Genomic DNA, 16,372 nt, shown 5'->3' with positions numbered 1-16,372 from the left:
TTATGAGAAATATATACTTGCGATCTTTTTTCACACTACAGTTATCCCTGTTTTGCGCTTGCAGTACTGAAATTGAAATTCCTAAATTAGGATGCGAGCAGCTTGACCTGCCCGTAAACCAAACGGTAGAAAAAGTAAAAAGTGTTTCAGGTATAGTTCCAAAGCAATATAATTATGATGATATAATTGAAGGATATGTGGTATCGTCAGATGAAGGGGGGAATTTTTTCAGAACTATTTCTTTTCAGACCTTAGCGAATGCGCAAAATCCTGCCGCAGGATTTAGTGTCGCTGTAGATGCAGCCAATAGCTACATAGATTTTGGTGTCGGCAATAAAGTTTATATCAGGCTTAAAAATCAATATACAGATTTAAGTTATGGCGCTTTAAGAATTGGCAGTTTGTATGCGAGTAATTCAGGTGAGCCAACAATAGGCAGAGTTTCACAAAATGATTATAAAAGTGTGCTGAATGCTTCCTGTATTGTGGTTGATGAAAATCAATTGGTTCAGTCTCTTTCGATAGCGGAAGCATTAAATGAAAACAAGCTCAACACATTGGTAGAGCTTAAAGACGTACAATTTACGGAAGCTGCAATCGGGCGTCATTATTTTGAGGAATCCAATACTATTGGTGGCGCAACCAATTGGAACCTGACTGATAAGACAGGGAATCAGATTATTTTCAGGACCAGTAGTTTTGCGAATTTTGCTGCCGGTATTGTACCGGACGGAAGTGGAAAAGTGCGTGGAGTGATCACAAAATTCGGATCCGATTATCAATTAGTGGCGAGATTTGAAAGGGATGTTGTAATGGAAGGGAAAAGGAGTGCGCCTTTCTTTTCGGAAGATTTCCAATCGGTAAAAAACAACGTAAATTTTAATCTTCCGGGATGGGGCAATATCGTTGAAAAAGCCTCAAAATTATGGAAAAGCATTGTGTATGGAGGAAATGGCTATGCCGAATTTAATACCACAAGCACAACCGCTGCCGAAAACATCGCCTGGCTTGTTTCTCCTAAAATCGATTTGGATTCGTATAAAAATGCAATCTTATCTTTTAGAAGTGCGCAACATGATTTAAAAGTGGATTCTCCATTAAATGCAGTAGAAATTTATGTCTCCTCCAATTTTGACGGCTCAAATGTAACCAAAGCCAATTGGACAAAATTATCCGCAAAAACAGCAACACAATCCACGCCTCCCCGTCAGTTTATAAGTTCAGGAGCTATAGACTTAGCCTCTTATTCCGGAAAGATTAATATTGCCTTCAAATACAGAGGTTCCGGAAAAGACAAAACCTTAAATGGCGCCTTTATGATTGATGATGTTAAGATTTATGGGGAAAAGTAGCCACAACTTTTTTTAAAAATTAAATTAAAGTATTGGTTTTTAGAAGATTATTTAAAAATGTATAGTTTTTAAACTTATAACTGTTAAATTTAATGGAATTTTGTATTTTGGTCATCCCAAATTGATACAAATACCATGAAGAAAATCTACTTAATTGCCATCCTAATGATGGTGTTTCCATGTTTAGTACATAGCCAGGATGCTCCACCTGTCAGATTAAAACAAATCAACATTGTAAAAACAAATTACCAGAACTACAAGGACGGTGAAATTGTAAATAAAACAGTCGTTTTTAGTGAAGGAAAAATACAAACGATTACAACTTCTGATGTAATTCAGAAATTCTTTTACAACAAAAACGGATTACTGGATATGACCGTAAAAGAAAAAATTGGAAGCGACTGGAAAGAGGTGATCAATTACACTTATGACGCAGACAACAACATTGTAAAATTCGTAAACAAATATCATGAAGGTAATGATTACATTACCAAAACGGTAACTTTTACTTACGAAGGAGCGAGAATAAAAGCAATCACTAAAAAAAGTACCAATCACCAGAATATTCTTGATGATATTGAATACATTGTTGAAAATGGTATTATCGTAAGACGTACTTCCCGCGATAGAAACAAGCAGATCATTGGTAAAATAGAGTATGTTTATGTGAATGATAATGTCGCAAAACACAAAGGTTTAGTTGGAGATAAAATCTCTAAAACCTATACTTATGATGATAAAAAATCGGTAGAATCATTAATTGTTCAGAATCTTTTTGGAGATAATTACAAAATAATTGTACCAATGATTTCGTATCACGAAGATGAATTTACTTTTGAGACTATTTCTTATAACAATGAAATGAATTTTAGTCCTTCGTCTACAGCTTTAGTAGCGGTAAGCAGAAAATACAAATACAATAAATTGAATTATCCAATATCTTGTTCTCAGCTTGAAGAAAATGGTATTGTAAAAACAGAAAAGACTTTTATTTACGAATAAAGACGATATACTTTATTTTTTTAAGTCCTTTAGAAATTAAGATTTTAATTTTTAAAGGACTTGTTTTTTTTTTAAATGAAGAGCATAATTTCCCAAATAGAACTTAAAAATAAAATTCTATAAGGGTAGTAGCTTACAAATCATTAAATTTGCACCTTATTCAAAGCTATGTTAGAAAAAGAAGTTATAAATTTTGAGAGAACCGCCATTGTTGGTATTGTAACTCAAAATCAAAGTGAGGAAAAACTAAACGAATATTTAGACGAATTAGAGTTTTTGACTTTTACCGCAGGAGGTGAAGTGATTAAACGTTTTTCGCAAAAAATGGAGCGCCCGAATCCGAAGACTTTTGTCGGTACAGGGAAGATAGAAGAAATTAATCTTTTTGTAAAAGAACATGAGATATCAACTTTAATTTTTGATGATGAATTATCACCATCACAACAGAAAAATATATCAAAAATTATTGATTGTAAAATTCTGGACAGAACTAATTTGATTCTGGATATTTTTGCGCAAAGAGCTGAATCTTCTTATGCAAGAACGCAGGTAGAATTGGCGCAGTGTATCTATTTGCTGCCAAGACTTTCCGGTTTATGGACACACCTTGAACGCCAGAAAGGTGGTATTGGTATGCGTGGTCCCGGTGAAACGGAGATTGAAACGGACAGACGTATTGTACGTGACAGGATTTCGTTATTAAAAGACAAGATCAAAACAATCGATAAGCAAATGGGAGTTCAGCGTAGCAATCGCGGAGCGATGGTGCGCGTTGCCCTTGTGGGTTATACCAATGTTGGAAAATCGACTTTGATGAATGCTGTTGGTAAAAGTGATGTTTTTGTTGAGAATAAATTGTTCGCAACGCTGGATACAACTGTTCGTAAGGTGGTGATTAAAAACTTACCATTTTTGCTTTCGGATACGGTAGGTTTTATTAGAAAATTACCAACGCAACTGGTAGATTCCTTTAAAAGTACCTTAGATGAGGTTCGTGAAGCGGATCTGTTGTTGCATGTGGTGGATATTTCACATGCGGATTTCGAGGATCATATCGAATCGGTAAATCAGACCCTGTTAGACATCAAAAGTAATAACAAACCAACTATTATGGTTTTTAATAAAATTGATGCTTACAAACATTTGACGATCGATGAAGATGATTTGATTACCGAAAAGACCAGAAGACATTATACGCTTGAGGAATGGAAACAAACCTGGATGAGTAATGTTGGTCAGGATAAAGCGTTATTTATTTCGGCAACCCAAAAAGAAAATTTCGAAGAATTTAGGGAAACCGTTTATGAAGCTGTTCGCCAGATTCATATCACAAGATTTCCGTATAATAAATTTTTGTATCCGGATTATAAGGATGCAATCGAGAAAGAAGAAAAACAGGATGAGGAATAAATAAAAGTTGTACCGCAAAGAACGCCAGGATTATATCCAACGTACCTTTATAAACACAAAGTTCGCAAAGCTTTATCTAGGATTTAGCTTTGCGAACTTTGTATTTTTTATAAGCCCTAACGTGTTAAATCTTAGTATTTTTGCGAGAAATATTAATTTTTTCATTTTGCGAATATTTTTTGTCTCGCAGATTTTACGAATCTATTTTAAAAAATTATTAAAAAAGAAAATCTGCTTAATCAGCCAAATCTGCGGGAAACTTTACTGCACAGTTTTAAATCTACGGCAAAACCTTAACCGCAAAGTTCGCTAAGCATTTCATATTAATCTCGCAAAGTCGCAGAGTCGCAAAGTTTTCTTTAGGTTTTTAAACTTGGAGTCTCTGCGGTAAAAATACAATCGGTTCCTTTTTACATTAGAATCCGAAATTAATTCCCAAACCGAAAACTTCCCTGGTTTGAAAACCCTGAAAAGCATTGTCGTCATAAATAGCCTGGAAGGCTAAATTGGCAGACAAGAATTTGTTTACTTTCATGATAATATTCAGAGAGTAATTAATGTCTACGTTCTGAGGATCTTCTAAATAATTAGAATATAAATTCAAAGTATTTTCTGCCGTTACGTTGGTCATAATGGCAAGTTTGTAATAAACGGAAGTATAAAAACCAAGCTCGTATCTAATGCTTTTATTGGCATCTACGCCAAAATAAGCTCCGTCAACATAAGGTAATCCGGTTCCCTGATCGATTCCTGAAGTATAAGCACTGTCTACAAAAGTAAATTTTGAGGTCAACGGTGCAAAGTTTATTTTGAGATTGTCATCTTTAGACCAGTAAATACCCGGACCCGTGGTGAGATATCCCGGGGACATAAATTTGGTATTTGCTGTACGGATTTCTTTTCCATTTGCATCCTGACCGTAAAGGTAACCAGTCGAGAATTGGGTTCTGAAATTTAAAAAGAAAGAGTAATACCAGTCGCCAAAAGCTCTTTTTCCGACTATTGAATTAAATTCTAAACGGTCATCGGTCTTTTTTCCAAAATCAGAATTTTTAGTTTGTAAAATCCCATAGGAAGCCAGAATTTTATTATCCCAGGTGATGTCATCCTTTTTATAATTAAAGTCGTAGTTGATTCCTAAAGTTCCCGAGAAACTGTCTTCCCCTCCTGCGAGCCAGTTATTAAAACTGGATTGATTTAGTAAAAGAGATACAATTCCTTTTGCTTTCCAGCCTTCACCCTCAATCGTATCATTTAATTTTTTTACGGCTTTTTCAGTGTTTTGAACTAATTCTTTTTCGGAATTTTGTGCCTGAACAAAAGTAAGATTTGCTAAAACGAAGAGTAATAAGAATATCTTTCTCATAGTATTTAGTTTAAAGTGTAATAACAAATATACTAAAAACTGCCAGATTCTGTAGGATTAATTGGTGGTTAAAGTGCGCTATTTCTTAACTTCTTTGTATAGAGGTACTGCAGAACATGCCTCTCCGTACATAATGCTTCTTGCAAAAGGTTGTAAATAGGTTGTTGCTAAAATATAAGCGCGCACAGGAACAGGCTTTTTTGAGCAGCCTTTTACAATAACAGGTTTGTTTTTGTATGCTGAATAATCAATCTTGCTTAAGATATCTTCGTATAAACTTCCGTTTAGATCCTCGATAGTTCCGTTAACTGTTTTTTTTGCATAAGGTGCCAATTGAACCGCAACTAACAGTAAAGCCCAGGCGGGAATAATAGCATCGGTACTGCAGTTAACGGCAACATACTGATCCTGATATTGTGACCAGTCGTGATTTTTTAAATGCTCTCTAAAGTCTTTTTCTTTTAATAAAAAACCTTCTAAAAGCCATTGTGAAATGTCAAGTTGCACACGCATCCCTTTTGGATAATAATCTTCAAGATCAAATACTTCCAGGGTACTATTGGCAACTTTATTGATTATTTCTTCCATTTTTTTTTAGTTTTCAGTTTACAGTCTCAGTCTCAGTAAAAACTGAAAACTGAGACTGAAAACGGTATACTTTCTTAAAGCATTCCTAATTCTAATTTTGCTTCTTCGCTCATTAAATCTTTACTCCATGGCGGATCGAAAGTAATTTCTACATCAACATCTTTTATATGCTCGATTGTTTTTACTTTTTCTTCTACTTCCCTTGGTAAACTTTCTGCAACCGGACAGTTTGGAGAGGTTAAGGTCATCAGGATTTTTACTTCATAGTCGGTGTTTACCATTACGTCATAAATCAGTCCTAACTCGTAAATATCTACAGGGATCTCAGGGTCGTAAATTCCTTTTAAAACTTTTACGATTGATTCACCTAATTCGTTTGTGTCTATTTCTTGTTCCATTTTATTGTTTTTTGTTTTTCACCATATAAGTGATGTAAGTTCATTTAAGTATGGTATGTGTAATTTTTTTTCCTTACCATATAAGTGATATAAGTTCATTTAAGTACGTGTTTATAATTTTTGTTTTTCATCGTATAAAAACATAAGCGTTCCAGCTTATATGTGCTTATATCACCTATATGGTTTAATCTAATCTTCTAACCAACGATACAATTCGTTGACGTATGTTTTTTGACCTTCGTGATAAATATTCGTGACGTTAAAATTTATCATGAGTCCTATTGGTGAATTTAAAAGTTTCATATATGACATTAGCTTAGCGATGTGAATTGGTATAATTTGATTTACCGCTTTTAATTCGAGGACTAAACAGTCTTCAATAAATAAATCACATCTTAAATCCGACTCTAATTCTAAACCTTTATGTTCAATAGGAATTATTAACTCAGATTTAAAACTAATATGTCTTAGAGATAATTCCTTAATCATGCATTGATGATAAATACTTTCTAAAAGTCCCGGCCCAACATTTTTATGAACTTCAATTGCTGCTCCATTAACGTGATATATTAAATCAGCTAAATATTTCTTTCTTATCATCTGCTTTTTTAGCAATAATAGGAAATAAAAGAAAGATAAAACTTACTTTTTTAAAATATTTTTTCCCCAGTAAATTATTCAAGTTCCAATTATATGAACTTACATAACTTATATGGTTTCCTAGTTGTTTTTGGCATTAAAAGCCAAAGCGTACATTTTAATATTTTTTATCATCGACACTAATCCGTTTGCACGTGTTGCCGATAAATGTTCTTTTAATCCGATTTCATCAATAAAATCAGTGTCTGCATCGAGAATATCTTTTGCTTTCTGATTGGAAAAAGTACGAATTAAAATGGCAATAATTCCTTTGGTTAAAATAGCATCACTGTCTGCAGTAAATACAATTTTATCATCAGTTTGTTCGCCCTGTAACCAAACTTTCGACTGGCATCCTTTGATTAAATTTTGATCCGTTTTGTATTCTTCGTTTATCAACGGGAGACTTTTTCCTAATTCGATGATGTATTCGTAACGCTGCATCCAATCATCAAACATTGAAAACTCATCTATTATCTCGTTTTGAATTTCTTTTATTGTCATAATTATTCTTTAGCAAAATCTACTAATAAGTTGACCAGTTTTTCAATTTCCTTTGGAGGAAAACCATTGTCAAACCCTTTTGTTTCGTAGGTTTTTCCGTTTGAAGTTATTTTTAAATTTCCGATTGCAGCACCATCATAAAAGCGTTTTTCTGTTGGGGCTTTGAGATCGGGAATGCTTTCTAAATTCACTTTTTCAAATTCAGAAACAATTTTGTTCCATTTTGAAGCCTCTATTTTAGTTTCAACGGCTTCTTCGTTTCTGCCATTTGTAACAGAAACGGATTCATTCTGAACAAGGATTTTTTTATAAAGTCCTCTTGAAACAGCTGAATATTCAATTTGAGTCAATGTCATGTCTGCTTTTTTTTGGCTTGAACAACCAGTTGCTATAAAGACAGTTAAAAGTAATAAAGATAATATTCGCATAGTTTTGTTTTTTTTTAGCTTAGCATTGTTTTAGCTTTTTTGACGGCTTCTACCATCAAATCAATTTCTTCTACAGTATTGTAAAAAGAAAAAGAAGCACGGATTGTTCCGGGAATACAAAAGAAATTCATAATTGGCTGAGCACAATGATGCCCGGTTCTAACCGCAATTCCTAATTTATCAATTATCGAACCAATATCGTAAGGATGAATTCCATCAATATTAAACGAAACAACAGAAGCTTTATTCTTTCCGGTTCCGTAAATTTTCAGGCCTTCAATTTCTAGTAAACGTTTTGTGGCGTGTGCCAGTAATTCTTCTTCTTGCTTTTGGATATTTTCAAAACCAACAGTATTCAAATAATCAATCGCTGTACCTAATACAATTCCGCCGGCAATATTTGGGGTTCCTGCTTCAAATTTATGGGGCAGATCAGCATAAGTTGTTTTTTCGAAAGTCACTTCTTTGATCATTTCACCACCACCCTGATACGGAGGAAGTTTGTTGAGCCAGACTTCCTTTCCGTATAAAATTCCGGTTCCTGTAGGACCGCACATTTTATGTCCGGAGAAAGCATAAAAATCACAATCAAGGTCCTGAACGTCCGGTTTTAAATGCGGAACAGCCTGTGCTCCATCAATTAAAACAGCCGCGCCGACAGCATGTGCTTTTTCGATCATATATTTAATAGGATTGATGATTCCCAAAGCATTTGAAATATGGTTTACGGTAACCACTTTTGTCTTTTCAGAAAGAAGTGCCTCATAGGCTTCCATAATCAATTCTCCGTCTTCGTTCATTGGAATAACCTTCAATGTAGCTCCTGTTTTTTCACATAACATCTGCCAGGGTACAATATTACTGTGATGTTCCAGAGACGAAACAATTACTTCGTCACCCGGTTTTAAAATCGAAGCAAAACCATTGGTCACTAAATTAATTCCGTGTGTAGTTCCCGAAGTAAAGAGAACTTCATGCGTGAATTTAGCATTTATATGGTGCTGTACCTTGCCACGGGAAATCTCGTAGGCATCTGTAGCTAATTGACTTAAAGTATGAACACCGCGGTGAATGTTGGCGTTTATTTCCTGATAATATTTCGCGATAGCATCAATCACAATTTGTGGTTTTTGTGAAGTCGCACCGTTGTCGAAATATACTAAGGGTTTTCCGTTTACAGTTTGTGAAAGTATTGGAAATTCAGCTCTTATTTTTTGAATATCTAGCATGTCTTATTTAGAAAAAATCTATTTACAAAAGTACTAAAACTAAATTGTTTTATACGGCTATTCTATAATTTCCTTTTATGACGCCATCAACAGAAGGCTAAAAGGTTGATTTCTGAATTTTCCGAATTGTATTTCTAAATTGGGTTGTAAAAACGTGCGTATAAATTAATTATATTGCAGTAAAAATATCTGAAAAATTATGAAAAAAATCCTCAAACTGCTTGTACTTGTTTTAGTTATTGCTTTTTTATATTTTGGGTTTACAACTTATCCGAAGCTTGATCTGATTTCCGGTTTTTCTGCCAAAAGTATAGCTTCCGGGCATTTTCTGGATAATCGGCCGTTGGATTTAATTCAAAAAATGGACAATGACATCAAGATGATAGATCTGGCTTCCAATTCAATTGATGAAGCGGGAAAGTTTGCAACGTCAAATGTCTACGGATTAAAAGAGCGAAAAGCAATTTATCGGGAAGGTTTGGGTGCTGTTTTAATTAATGATGATTTTGATGTTTCGAAACCTTATTTGTTGCCAAAAAGGGCAAAATCGAAACCATTACCTTTTCCTTACGGAAATATTGATCCGGCCGACACACTCTTTTCGAATGTGGATTATTCGAAATTGAAAAAAGCTGTTGATGATTCTTTTGATAAAAACGAAGGAAAAACAAAACGTACACGGGCAGTTGTAGTTTTGTATAAAGATAAACTGATAGCCGAAAAATACGATACCGGTTTTACAAAAGACAGCAAAATTCTAGGCTGGTCCATGACAAAAAGTATTACAAGTTCGGCTTTTGGAGTTTTAGCCAAACAAGGAAAAATTGATATTTATAAACCAGCCCCAATTGCAGAATGGAAAAATGATGATCGCAAAAATATTACGATTAATGATTTACTGCACATGAATTCGGGTTTGGAATGGGAGGAGAATTACAGTACTATTTGTGATGCGACAAAAATGCTTTTTCAGGCAGAAGACATGGGAAAAGTACAAATGGATAAACCGGCACAATTTAAACCCGATACACATTGGAATTATTCTTCCGGAACTACAAATTTATTGTCCCGAATTTTAAAGAGTCAGTTTAAAACGCAACAGGAATATCTTGATTTCTGGTACAGTGCCGTAATCGATAAAATCGGAATGAGCTCGATGATTGTCGAACAGGATATGTCCGGAACTTTTGTAGGCTCATCTTACGGCTGGGCGACACCCCGCGACTGGTCGAAATTCGGATTGTTGTACCTTCATAAAGGCAACTGGAACGGAGAACAGATTCTGGATGAAAGCTGGGTAAAATATACATCAACTCCAACCAATACTTCTGAAGGAAAATATGGTGCGCAATTCTGGTTAAACGCGGGAGGGAAATTTCCTGATGTGCCTCGTGATATGTATTATTGCAGCGGATATCAGGGGCAGATGGTAGCGATTATTCCATCTCTGGATATGGTGATTGTGAGAATGGGATTGAAAGAGGAGGATCAGGGATTTGATTTTAATGGGTTTTTGAAAGGGATAATTGATAGTGTGAAGAAGTAAGTTTATAATGAAAAAAAGAAATTTTCTATTACCAGTGTGTCTGTTGTTTTTTGGTTGGCTTCTTGGTGGTTTTGGATTTACTACAACAGTAGGACATCCAATAAGTACAATTTGTTTTTGCCTTGGATTAAGCCTGTCATTTTTAGGATTTATATTTCTTATTGTTAGATTAAAAAAATAATTTAACCGCAAAGAACGCCAGGTGAAAAGCGCAAAGTCCGCAAAGTTTTTTATATAAACTTTGCAGACTTTTGCGTAAATCTTTGCGAACCTTGCGGTTAAGCTATTACAAATCGAATCCTAAATTAACGCCTAATTTCATGGCGATAATTTTGGTAATACGTTGTTTTAATTCCGGTATTTTAATGCTTTCGATAACGGCATTTGAGAAAGCGTACATCAATAAAGCTTTTGCTTCTTTCTTTGGAATTCCGCGTGACTGCATGTAGAACATTGCGGTTTCGTCCAGCTGTCCGACAGTACATCCGTGAGAACATTTTACATCATCAGCAAAAATTTCCAATTGCGGTTTTGCATTGATTGTTGCTTTATCGCTCAATAAAATATTATTGCTTTTTTGGAAAGCGTTTGTTTTTTGAGCTTCTTTTTCTACGTAAACTTTTCCGTTGAAAACTCCTGTAGAACGATCTGAGAAAATCCCTTTATAATCCTGGAAACTTTCGCAATTTGGTGTTGAGTGGTTTACCAGTGTATAATGGTCTACGTGTTGTTTTTCACCGATAATTGTGATTCCGTTTAAGGTGCTTGTCAGTCTTTCTCCAAAGTGATAGAAGTTCAGATTGTTACGTGTAATATTTCCTCCAAAGGAGAACGTATGTACGTAAACATGGCTTTCCTGTTGTTGTGAAACATAAGTGTTGTCTACCAGGTTGGCTTCACTATTATCGTTTTGAATTTTGTAATAATCAACAATGGCACGTTTTTGAGCAAAAATCTCTGTAACCGAATTGGTTAAAACCGGATTTTCATTCAAACTTTGGTGGCGCTCGATAATCTGAACATGTGAATTTTCTCCCACAATAATCAAATTTCTTGGCTGAACCATAAGTGCAGCTTCATTTCCTGTAGAGAAATACATCACTTCAATAGGCTTGTCGGCTACTTTTTTCTGTGGAATATTGATAAAAGCCCCTTCACTTGCAAAAGCAGTATTTAACGAAGTCAAACTTTCGTCTTTACTTGCAATCTGATTGAAGTACGTATCAATAATCATTTTATATTTTGGTTTGGTCAATGCCGATGACATTAAGCAAACATCGATTCCGTCATGCGTCGTAGAAGACAAATGTGAACTGAAAATACCATCGATAAATACTAATTTATACGTATCGATTTCATGTAAAAAGTATTTTTTTACCTGATTAAATTCAATTGCATTTTCCTGCTTCGGAAAAACCGTAAAGTCATTTTTTAAAATGGCGTTTAGCGATGTGTATTTCCATGCTTCTTCTTTTTTGGTTGGGAAACCTTTATTTTCGAAGTTTTTTAAGGCGTTCGTGCGTATGTCATGTAAATCTGAATGTACATCAACACGCTCTTCAAAAGCCATAAAAGACGATACTAATTTTTCTTTTAAATCCATTGTTCTTTTGTTTCCTTCGGTGTTTCAGGTTTCAAGTTTCAGGTTACCTGTTGCGACTTGTTACCTTTAATATCCGTTTTTTTGTTTCAGGTTTAAAGTTTCAGGTTGTCTATTGAAACTTATTTCCTTTGAAATCCTTTTTATTGAGATAAGTGATAAAGTTTTTTATTTTACCACTTAAATTTTCATAATCTGTTTTTAAAACTTCGAGTTTTTGTTCTGAAATATATTCAAAGTCGAAAACTCTATAAAGCTGAGATCTTGTTTCTCCGGCCGAACCTTTTGCTATTGATAAAAATTGTCGAAATTCTAAATTCCCATCTCTTTCAAAACCTTCAGCAATATTATCCATCACCGAGCCAGAAGAATCTTTTATTTGATTTTTGAATCTGAAATCTGATCTTAATTCTGTTTCAATTGCAATAAGATGAATTTCTTTTGCTAATCGTCGAGCTTCTTTCCAAATTTCTAAATCTTCAAATCGAGTTATAGTTGCTATGTATTTTTGTTTTAAGTTTAAACTTACAAAATGTAATTTAACTTGAAACTAAAAAAAACATGAAACATGAAACTAAAAATTTAGTTCTCTGCTTTAATCCAGTCGTATCCTTTTTCTTCCAGTTCGTAAGCCAGTTCTTTTCCTCCTGATTTTACTATTCTTCCGTTGTATAAAACGTGAACAAAATCCGGAACGATGTAATCTAACAAACGTTGGTAGTGCGTGATCACGATAATGGCATTTTTCTCGCTTTTCAATTTGTTAACTCCGTTAGCTACAATTCTTAAAGCATCGATGTCAAGACCTGAATCGGTTTCGTCAAGGATGGCTAATTTTGGCTCTAACATTGCCATCTGAAAAATTTCGTTTCTTTTTTTCTCACCACCCGAAAAACCTTCGTTTAAAGAACGGGATAAAAATTTACGATCAATTTCCAGTAATTCCGATTTCTCACGAATCACTTTCAGCATTTCGTTAGCCGGCATTTCGGCCTGACCGTTTGCTTTACGGGTTTCGTTGATCGCCGTTTTCATGAAGTTAGTAACACTTACTCCGGGGATTTCTACAGGATATTGAAAAGAAAGGAAAACTCCTTTGTGTGCTCTTTCTTCCGGAGCTAAATCAGCAAGGTCTTCTCCGTCAAGGAAAACAGCTCCGTCAGTAACTTCGTAGTTTTCGTTTCCGGCAATTACAGCCGAAAGGGTACTTTTCCCGGAACCGTTAGGCCCCATGATAGCGTGTACTTCGCCAGCTTTAACTTCTATGTTAATTCCTTTAAGGATTTCTTTATCACCAATTGAGGCGTGAAGGTTTTTTATTGATAACATTGTTTTTTTATTTTATATAAATGTCAATTCTATTTTTGTTGTCTGGTTTAGGATGTTGGCATTAAAATGCGCGTGTCCTAAATATTCCATGCCTAAATAATCGGCTGATTTTTTGAACGGTATGTAAAAACTTTCTTCAATTTCATTGTCATGTGAATTGGAAATCACGCCAATTTTCTTTCCTCTGAGTTTTCTTCCGGTTTCTTTCTCAATACGGATTAAATCCGAAATGCGATCAAAGAAAACTTTCATAATTCCACTCATATTATACCAATAAATAGGAGTCGCAAAAATCAAAGTATCATACTTTTCGAGTATTTTTCTTATCAAAGGCAAAAAATCATCATCTATGTTTTTGCTTTCATAATCATAATAGGAAATAGTATAATCGCTCAAATTAATTACATCTGTTGCAGCATCTTTAGCGATTTGATCTACAATTTTTGTGGTGTTTCCATTTTTTCGGGAAGAGCCTAAAATGATGACTGATTTGTTTTCCATTAATACTTATTCGTAATGTCCTTTCATAGAAAGTATATTGAGTATTTCGATATTGTTTTCTTCTGTTATTCTATATATTATTCGATGTTCTTTATCGATTCTTCTTGACCATCTTCCGGATAATTCATATTTTAATTGTTCCGGTTTTCCCAGTCCTTCATAAGGATGAATTAAAATGTCTTCAATTAAACTTGTGATTTTTTTCATTATTGATTTGTTTCCGGATTTCTTCCAAAAAAGAATATCCTTTTGTGCCTTTTCAGAATAAATTATTTCCACAAATCTTCAATTTTTATTTTAATTCCTTTTCCTTCTTCAATACTTTTTTCCGCGTCAAGAATTTCTTTTACAAACTTTGAATTGTATGGTTTTTCATTTTCTTCAACAATTTCAAAGCCAAGAGATTTTGCCAGGGATTTTAAAACTGGAAAATCTTTTTTCTTTACATTTTTTAAGATGATATCCATAATTCTTGTTTTTTATTATCCAACAGATCCTTCAAGAGAAATCTCTAATAATTTTTGAGCTTCAACCGCAAATTCCATTGGCAATTTGTTCAGTACATCTTTACTGAAACCGTTTACAATTAAGGCAATCGCTTTTTCAGTCGGAATACCTCTTTGGTTGCAATAAAATACCTGATCTTCTCCAATTTTACTTGTAGTTGCTTCGTGTTCTATTTTAGCCGACGGATTTTTACTTTCTATATAAGGGAAAGTATGTGCACCGCAGTTGTTTCCCATTAAAAGGGAATCACATTGCGAAAAGTTTCTTGCATTCTCAGCTCTTGGGCTAATTTGCACTAATCCGCGGTAACTGTTTTGTGATTTACCTGCCGAGATACCTTTAGAAATAATAGTCGATTTAGTATTTTTTCCTAAATGGATCATTTTGGTTCCGGTATCTGCCTGTTGGTAATTATTGGTTACGGCTATAGAATAAAATTCTCCAACTGAATTGTCTCCTTTCAAGATACAGGAAGGATATTTCCATGTTACTGCAGAACCTGTTTCTACTTGTGTCCAGGAAATTTTAGCGTTTGTTTCGCATATGCCTCTTTTGGTCACAAAATTATAAACACCACCTTTTCCTTCTTTGTTTCCGGGAAACCAGTTCTGAACGGTAGAATATTTAATTTCAGCATCATCCATCGCGATCAATTCAACTACAGCAGCGTGCAATTGATTTTCATCACGACTTGGAGCCGTACAGCCTTCTAAGTATGAAACATAACTTCCGGCATCAGCAATAACAAGGGTTCTTTCGAATTGTCCTGTTCCGGCCTGATTGATTCTGAAGTAAGTTGAAAGTTCCATCGGGCAACGAACGCCTTTTGGAATATAACAGAAACTTCCGTCAGAGAAAACCGCTGAGTTTAATGCAGCATAGAAGTTGTCTTTTTGAGGAACAACGCTTCCTAAATATTTACGAACTAATTCAGGATGTTCTTTAATGGCTTCAGAAATCGGACAGAAAATAATTCCTTTTTCTGCCAGTGTTTTTTTGAAAGTCGTAGCCACAGAAACAGAATCGACCACAATGTCCATAGCGACATTGTTCATCATTTTTTGTTCATCGACAGAGATTCCTAATTTTTTGTACATCTCTAAAAGTTCCGGATCTACATCATCCAAAGTTTTGGACGGATCTACCTGTTTTGGAGCAGAATAGTAAGAAATCGCCTGAAAATCGGGTTTTGTATAATGTACATTGGCCCATTCCGGTTCGATCATTTCTTTCCATGCCCGAAAAGCCTCGATGCGCCAGTCGGTCATCCATTGAGGTTCTTCTTTTTTAAGAGAAATAGCGCGAACAATATCTTCATTTAATCCAATAGGGAATGTTTCCGATTCAATATTAGTATAAAATCCGTATTCGTATTCTTTGGTTTCGAGTTCGATTTTTAAATCGTCTTCAGTGTATTTTGACATTTTTTTCTTTTTTAAAACGCTGTAAGAAATTGATTTTCTTAAACATTTAAATTTTTGCTTTTATAAATTCGTTTGATTTATAGGGAAAAAGATTCTCCACAACCACAGGTTCTGCTTGCATTTGGATTATTAAACACAAAACCTTTTCCATTTAATCCTCCGGAAAATTCAAGGATTGTACCGGCTAAGTATAGAAATGATTTTTTTTCAACTGCAATTGTTATGTCGTTGTCTACAAATATTTTATCGTCGTCGCCTTTCGTTTTATCAAATTTTAAATCATATGACAAACCAGAGCATCCGCCACTTTTTACACCTACGCGTACGTAGTCATTAGCGGCATCAAAACCATCATCTTTCATCAGGTCGATGATTTTCTTTTTGGCTGTATCAGAAACTTTTATCATTGTGTTTATGGTATTTATCTTTTCTTATCTTTTAAGCTGCATTTAATAGTAATGAAATTATTACATTTTAAAGTGCTGTCTTTCAATGTTGAAATGAAATTATCTGCAAAGATACGACTTAAAAACCTTTTTCCATAATGGT

General features: G+C 34.5%; 19 protein-coding genes. 4 read left to right on the top strand and 15 right to left on the bottom strand.

Annotated features, from left to right (window positions below; genetic code table 11):
- The first annotated feature begins 2 nt into the window (after nucleotides 1-2).
- From HAV12_RS00165 to hflX, 3 genes are all read left to right on the top strand, one after another.
- Nucleotides 3-1,352, top strand: coding sequence for a DUF5689 domain-containing protein (locus tag HAV12_RS00165; RefSeq protein WP_171567958.1), 1,350 nt, complete (start codon nucleotides 3-5; stop codon nucleotides 1,350-1,352).
- A gap of 135 nt (nucleotides 1,353-1,487) precedes the next feature.
- On the top strand, nucleotides 1,488-2,354 hold the full coding sequence (locus HAV12_RS00160; RefSeq protein WP_171567957.1) for a hypothetical protein: 867 nt from the start codon (nucleotides 1,488-1,490) through the stop codon (nucleotides 2,352-2,354).
- Between the two features lie 168 nt (nucleotides 2,355-2,522).
- Nucleotides 2,523-3,764, top strand: coding sequence for a GTPase HflX (gene hflX, locus HAV12_RS00155; protein ID WP_171567956.1), 1,242 nt, complete (start codon nucleotides 2,523-2,525; stop codon nucleotides 3,762-3,764).
- 415 nt (nucleotides 3,765-4,179) lie between these two features.
- Here hflX and HAV12_RS00150 read toward each other — a convergent pair whose 3' ends face one another.
- From HAV12_RS00150 to HAV12_RS00120, 7 genes are all read right to left on the bottom strand, one after another.
- Nucleotides 4,180-5,130, bottom strand: a complete 951-nt coding sequence (locus tag HAV12_RS00150) for a DUF3078 domain-containing protein (protein WP_171567955.1) — start codon at nucleotides 5,128-5,130, stop codon at nucleotides 4,180-4,182.
- A gap of 78 nt (nucleotides 5,131-5,208) precedes the next feature.
- Nucleotides 5,209-5,718, bottom strand: coding sequence for a DUF2480 family protein (locus HAV12_RS00145; protein ID WP_171567954.1), 510 nt, complete (start codon nucleotides 5,716-5,718; stop codon nucleotides 5,209-5,211).
- A gap of 74 nt (nucleotides 5,719-5,792) precedes the next feature.
- Nucleotides 5,793-6,116: an SUF system Fe-S cluster assembly protein gene (locus HAV12_RS00140; RefSeq protein WP_053472865.1), complete on the bottom strand. Its 324-nt coding sequence runs from the start codon at nucleotides 6,114-6,116 to the stop codon at nucleotides 5,793-5,795.
- A gap of 189 nt (nucleotides 6,117-6,305) precedes the next feature.
- Nucleotides 6,306-6,716, bottom strand: a complete 411-nt coding sequence (locus HAV12_RS00135) for a GxxExxY protein (RefSeq protein ID WP_171567953.1) — start codon at nucleotides 6,714-6,716, stop codon at nucleotides 6,306-6,308.
- Nucleotides 6,717-6,836: 120 nt separating this feature from the next.
- The gene (locus tag HAV12_RS00130) at nucleotides 6,837-7,259 is read right to left on the bottom strand and encodes a SufE family protein (RefSeq protein WP_132032525.1); all 423 of its coding nucleotides are present in this window, start codon (nucleotides 7,257-7,259) and stop codon (nucleotides 6,837-6,839) included.
- 2 nt (nucleotides 7,260-7,261) lie between these two features.
- Complete coding sequence (locus HAV12_RS00125; protein ID WP_370528472.1) at nucleotides 7,262-7,615, bottom strand: hypothetical protein; 354 nt, start codon at nucleotides 7,613-7,615, stop codon at nucleotides 7,262-7,264.
- 86 nt (nucleotides 7,616-7,701) lie between these two features.
- Complete coding sequence (locus tag HAV12_RS00120; protein WP_171567951.1) at nucleotides 7,702-8,916, bottom strand: aminotransferase class V-fold PLP-dependent enzyme; 1,215 nt, start codon at nucleotides 8,914-8,916, stop codon at nucleotides 7,702-7,704.
- Between the two features lie 199 nt (nucleotides 8,917-9,115).
- Between HAV12_RS00120 and HAV12_RS00115 the strand changes: the two genes are divergently transcribed.
- The gene (locus tag HAV12_RS00115) at nucleotides 9,116-10,462 is read left to right on the top strand and encodes a serine hydrolase (RefSeq protein WP_171567950.1); all 1,347 of its coding nucleotides are present in this window, start codon (nucleotides 9,116-9,118) and stop codon (nucleotides 10,460-10,462) included.
- Nucleotides 10,463-10,748: 286 nt separating this feature from the next.
- On the opposite strand, the gene sufD is transcribed toward HAV12_RS00115, so the two are convergent.
- The 8 genes from sufD to HAV12_RS00075 form a co-directional block, all read right to left on the bottom strand.
- A complete protein-coding gene (sufD, locus tag HAV12_RS00110; RefSeq protein WP_171567949.1) occupies nucleotides 10,749-12,065 on the bottom strand; it encodes a Fe-S cluster assembly protein SufD in 1,317 nt (438 codons plus the stop codon).
- A gap of 109 nt (nucleotides 12,066-12,174) precedes the next feature.
- Complete coding sequence (locus tag HAV12_RS00105) at nucleotides 12,175-12,564, bottom strand: four helix bundle protein (protein WP_171571604.1); 390 nt, start codon at nucleotides 12,562-12,564, stop codon at nucleotides 12,175-12,177.
- 80 nt (nucleotides 12,565-12,644) lie between these two features.
- A complete protein-coding gene (gene sufC, locus HAV12_RS00100; RefSeq protein ID WP_132032515.1) occupies nucleotides 12,645-13,391 on the bottom strand; it encodes a Fe-S cluster assembly ATPase SufC in 747 nt (248 codons plus the stop codon).
- A gap of 12 nt (nucleotides 13,392-13,403) precedes the next feature.
- On the bottom strand, nucleotides 13,404-13,892 hold the full coding sequence (locus HAV12_RS00095) for a flavodoxin family protein (RefSeq protein ID WP_132032513.1): 489 nt from the start codon (nucleotides 13,890-13,892) through the stop codon (nucleotides 13,404-13,406).
- A gap of 6 nt (nucleotides 13,893-13,898) precedes the next feature.
- Nucleotides 13,899-14,171, bottom strand: a complete 273-nt coding sequence (locus tag HAV12_RS00090; protein WP_132032510.1) for a Txe/YoeB family addiction module toxin — start codon at nucleotides 14,169-14,171, stop codon at nucleotides 13,899-13,901.
- Entirely contained in the window at nucleotides 14,162-14,359 is a 198-nt protein-coding gene (locus HAV12_RS00085; protein ID WP_171567948.1) for a DUF2683 family protein, read from the bottom strand. Before HAV12_RS00085 ends, HAV12_RS00090 begins: the two co-directional genes overlap by 10 nt.
- Nucleotides 14,360-14,374: 15 nt before the next feature.
- Nucleotides 14,375-15,823, bottom strand: a complete 1,449-nt coding sequence (gene sufB / locus HAV12_RS00080) for a Fe-S cluster assembly protein SufB (protein WP_132032506.1) — start codon at nucleotides 15,821-15,823, stop codon at nucleotides 14,375-14,377.
- A gap of 77 nt (nucleotides 15,824-15,900) precedes the next feature.
- Nucleotides 15,901-16,230 carry an iron-sulfur cluster assembly accessory protein gene (locus HAV12_RS00075; RefSeq protein WP_171567947.1) on the bottom strand — a complete coding sequence of 110 codons (330 nt, stop codon included), beginning with the start codon at nucleotides 16,228-16,230 and terminating at the stop codon, nucleotides 15,901-15,903.
- Nucleotides 16,231-16,372 lie beyond the last annotated feature (142 nt).

This window comes from Flavobacterium sp. CLA17, assembly GCF_013112255.2.
In the GTDB taxonomy this organism is placed as follows: domain Bacteria; phylum Bacteroidota; class Bacteroidia; order Flavobacteriales; family Flavobacteriaceae; genus Flavobacterium; species Flavobacterium circumlabens.
This window is presented reverse-complemented; position numbering and strand designations above follow the sequence as displayed.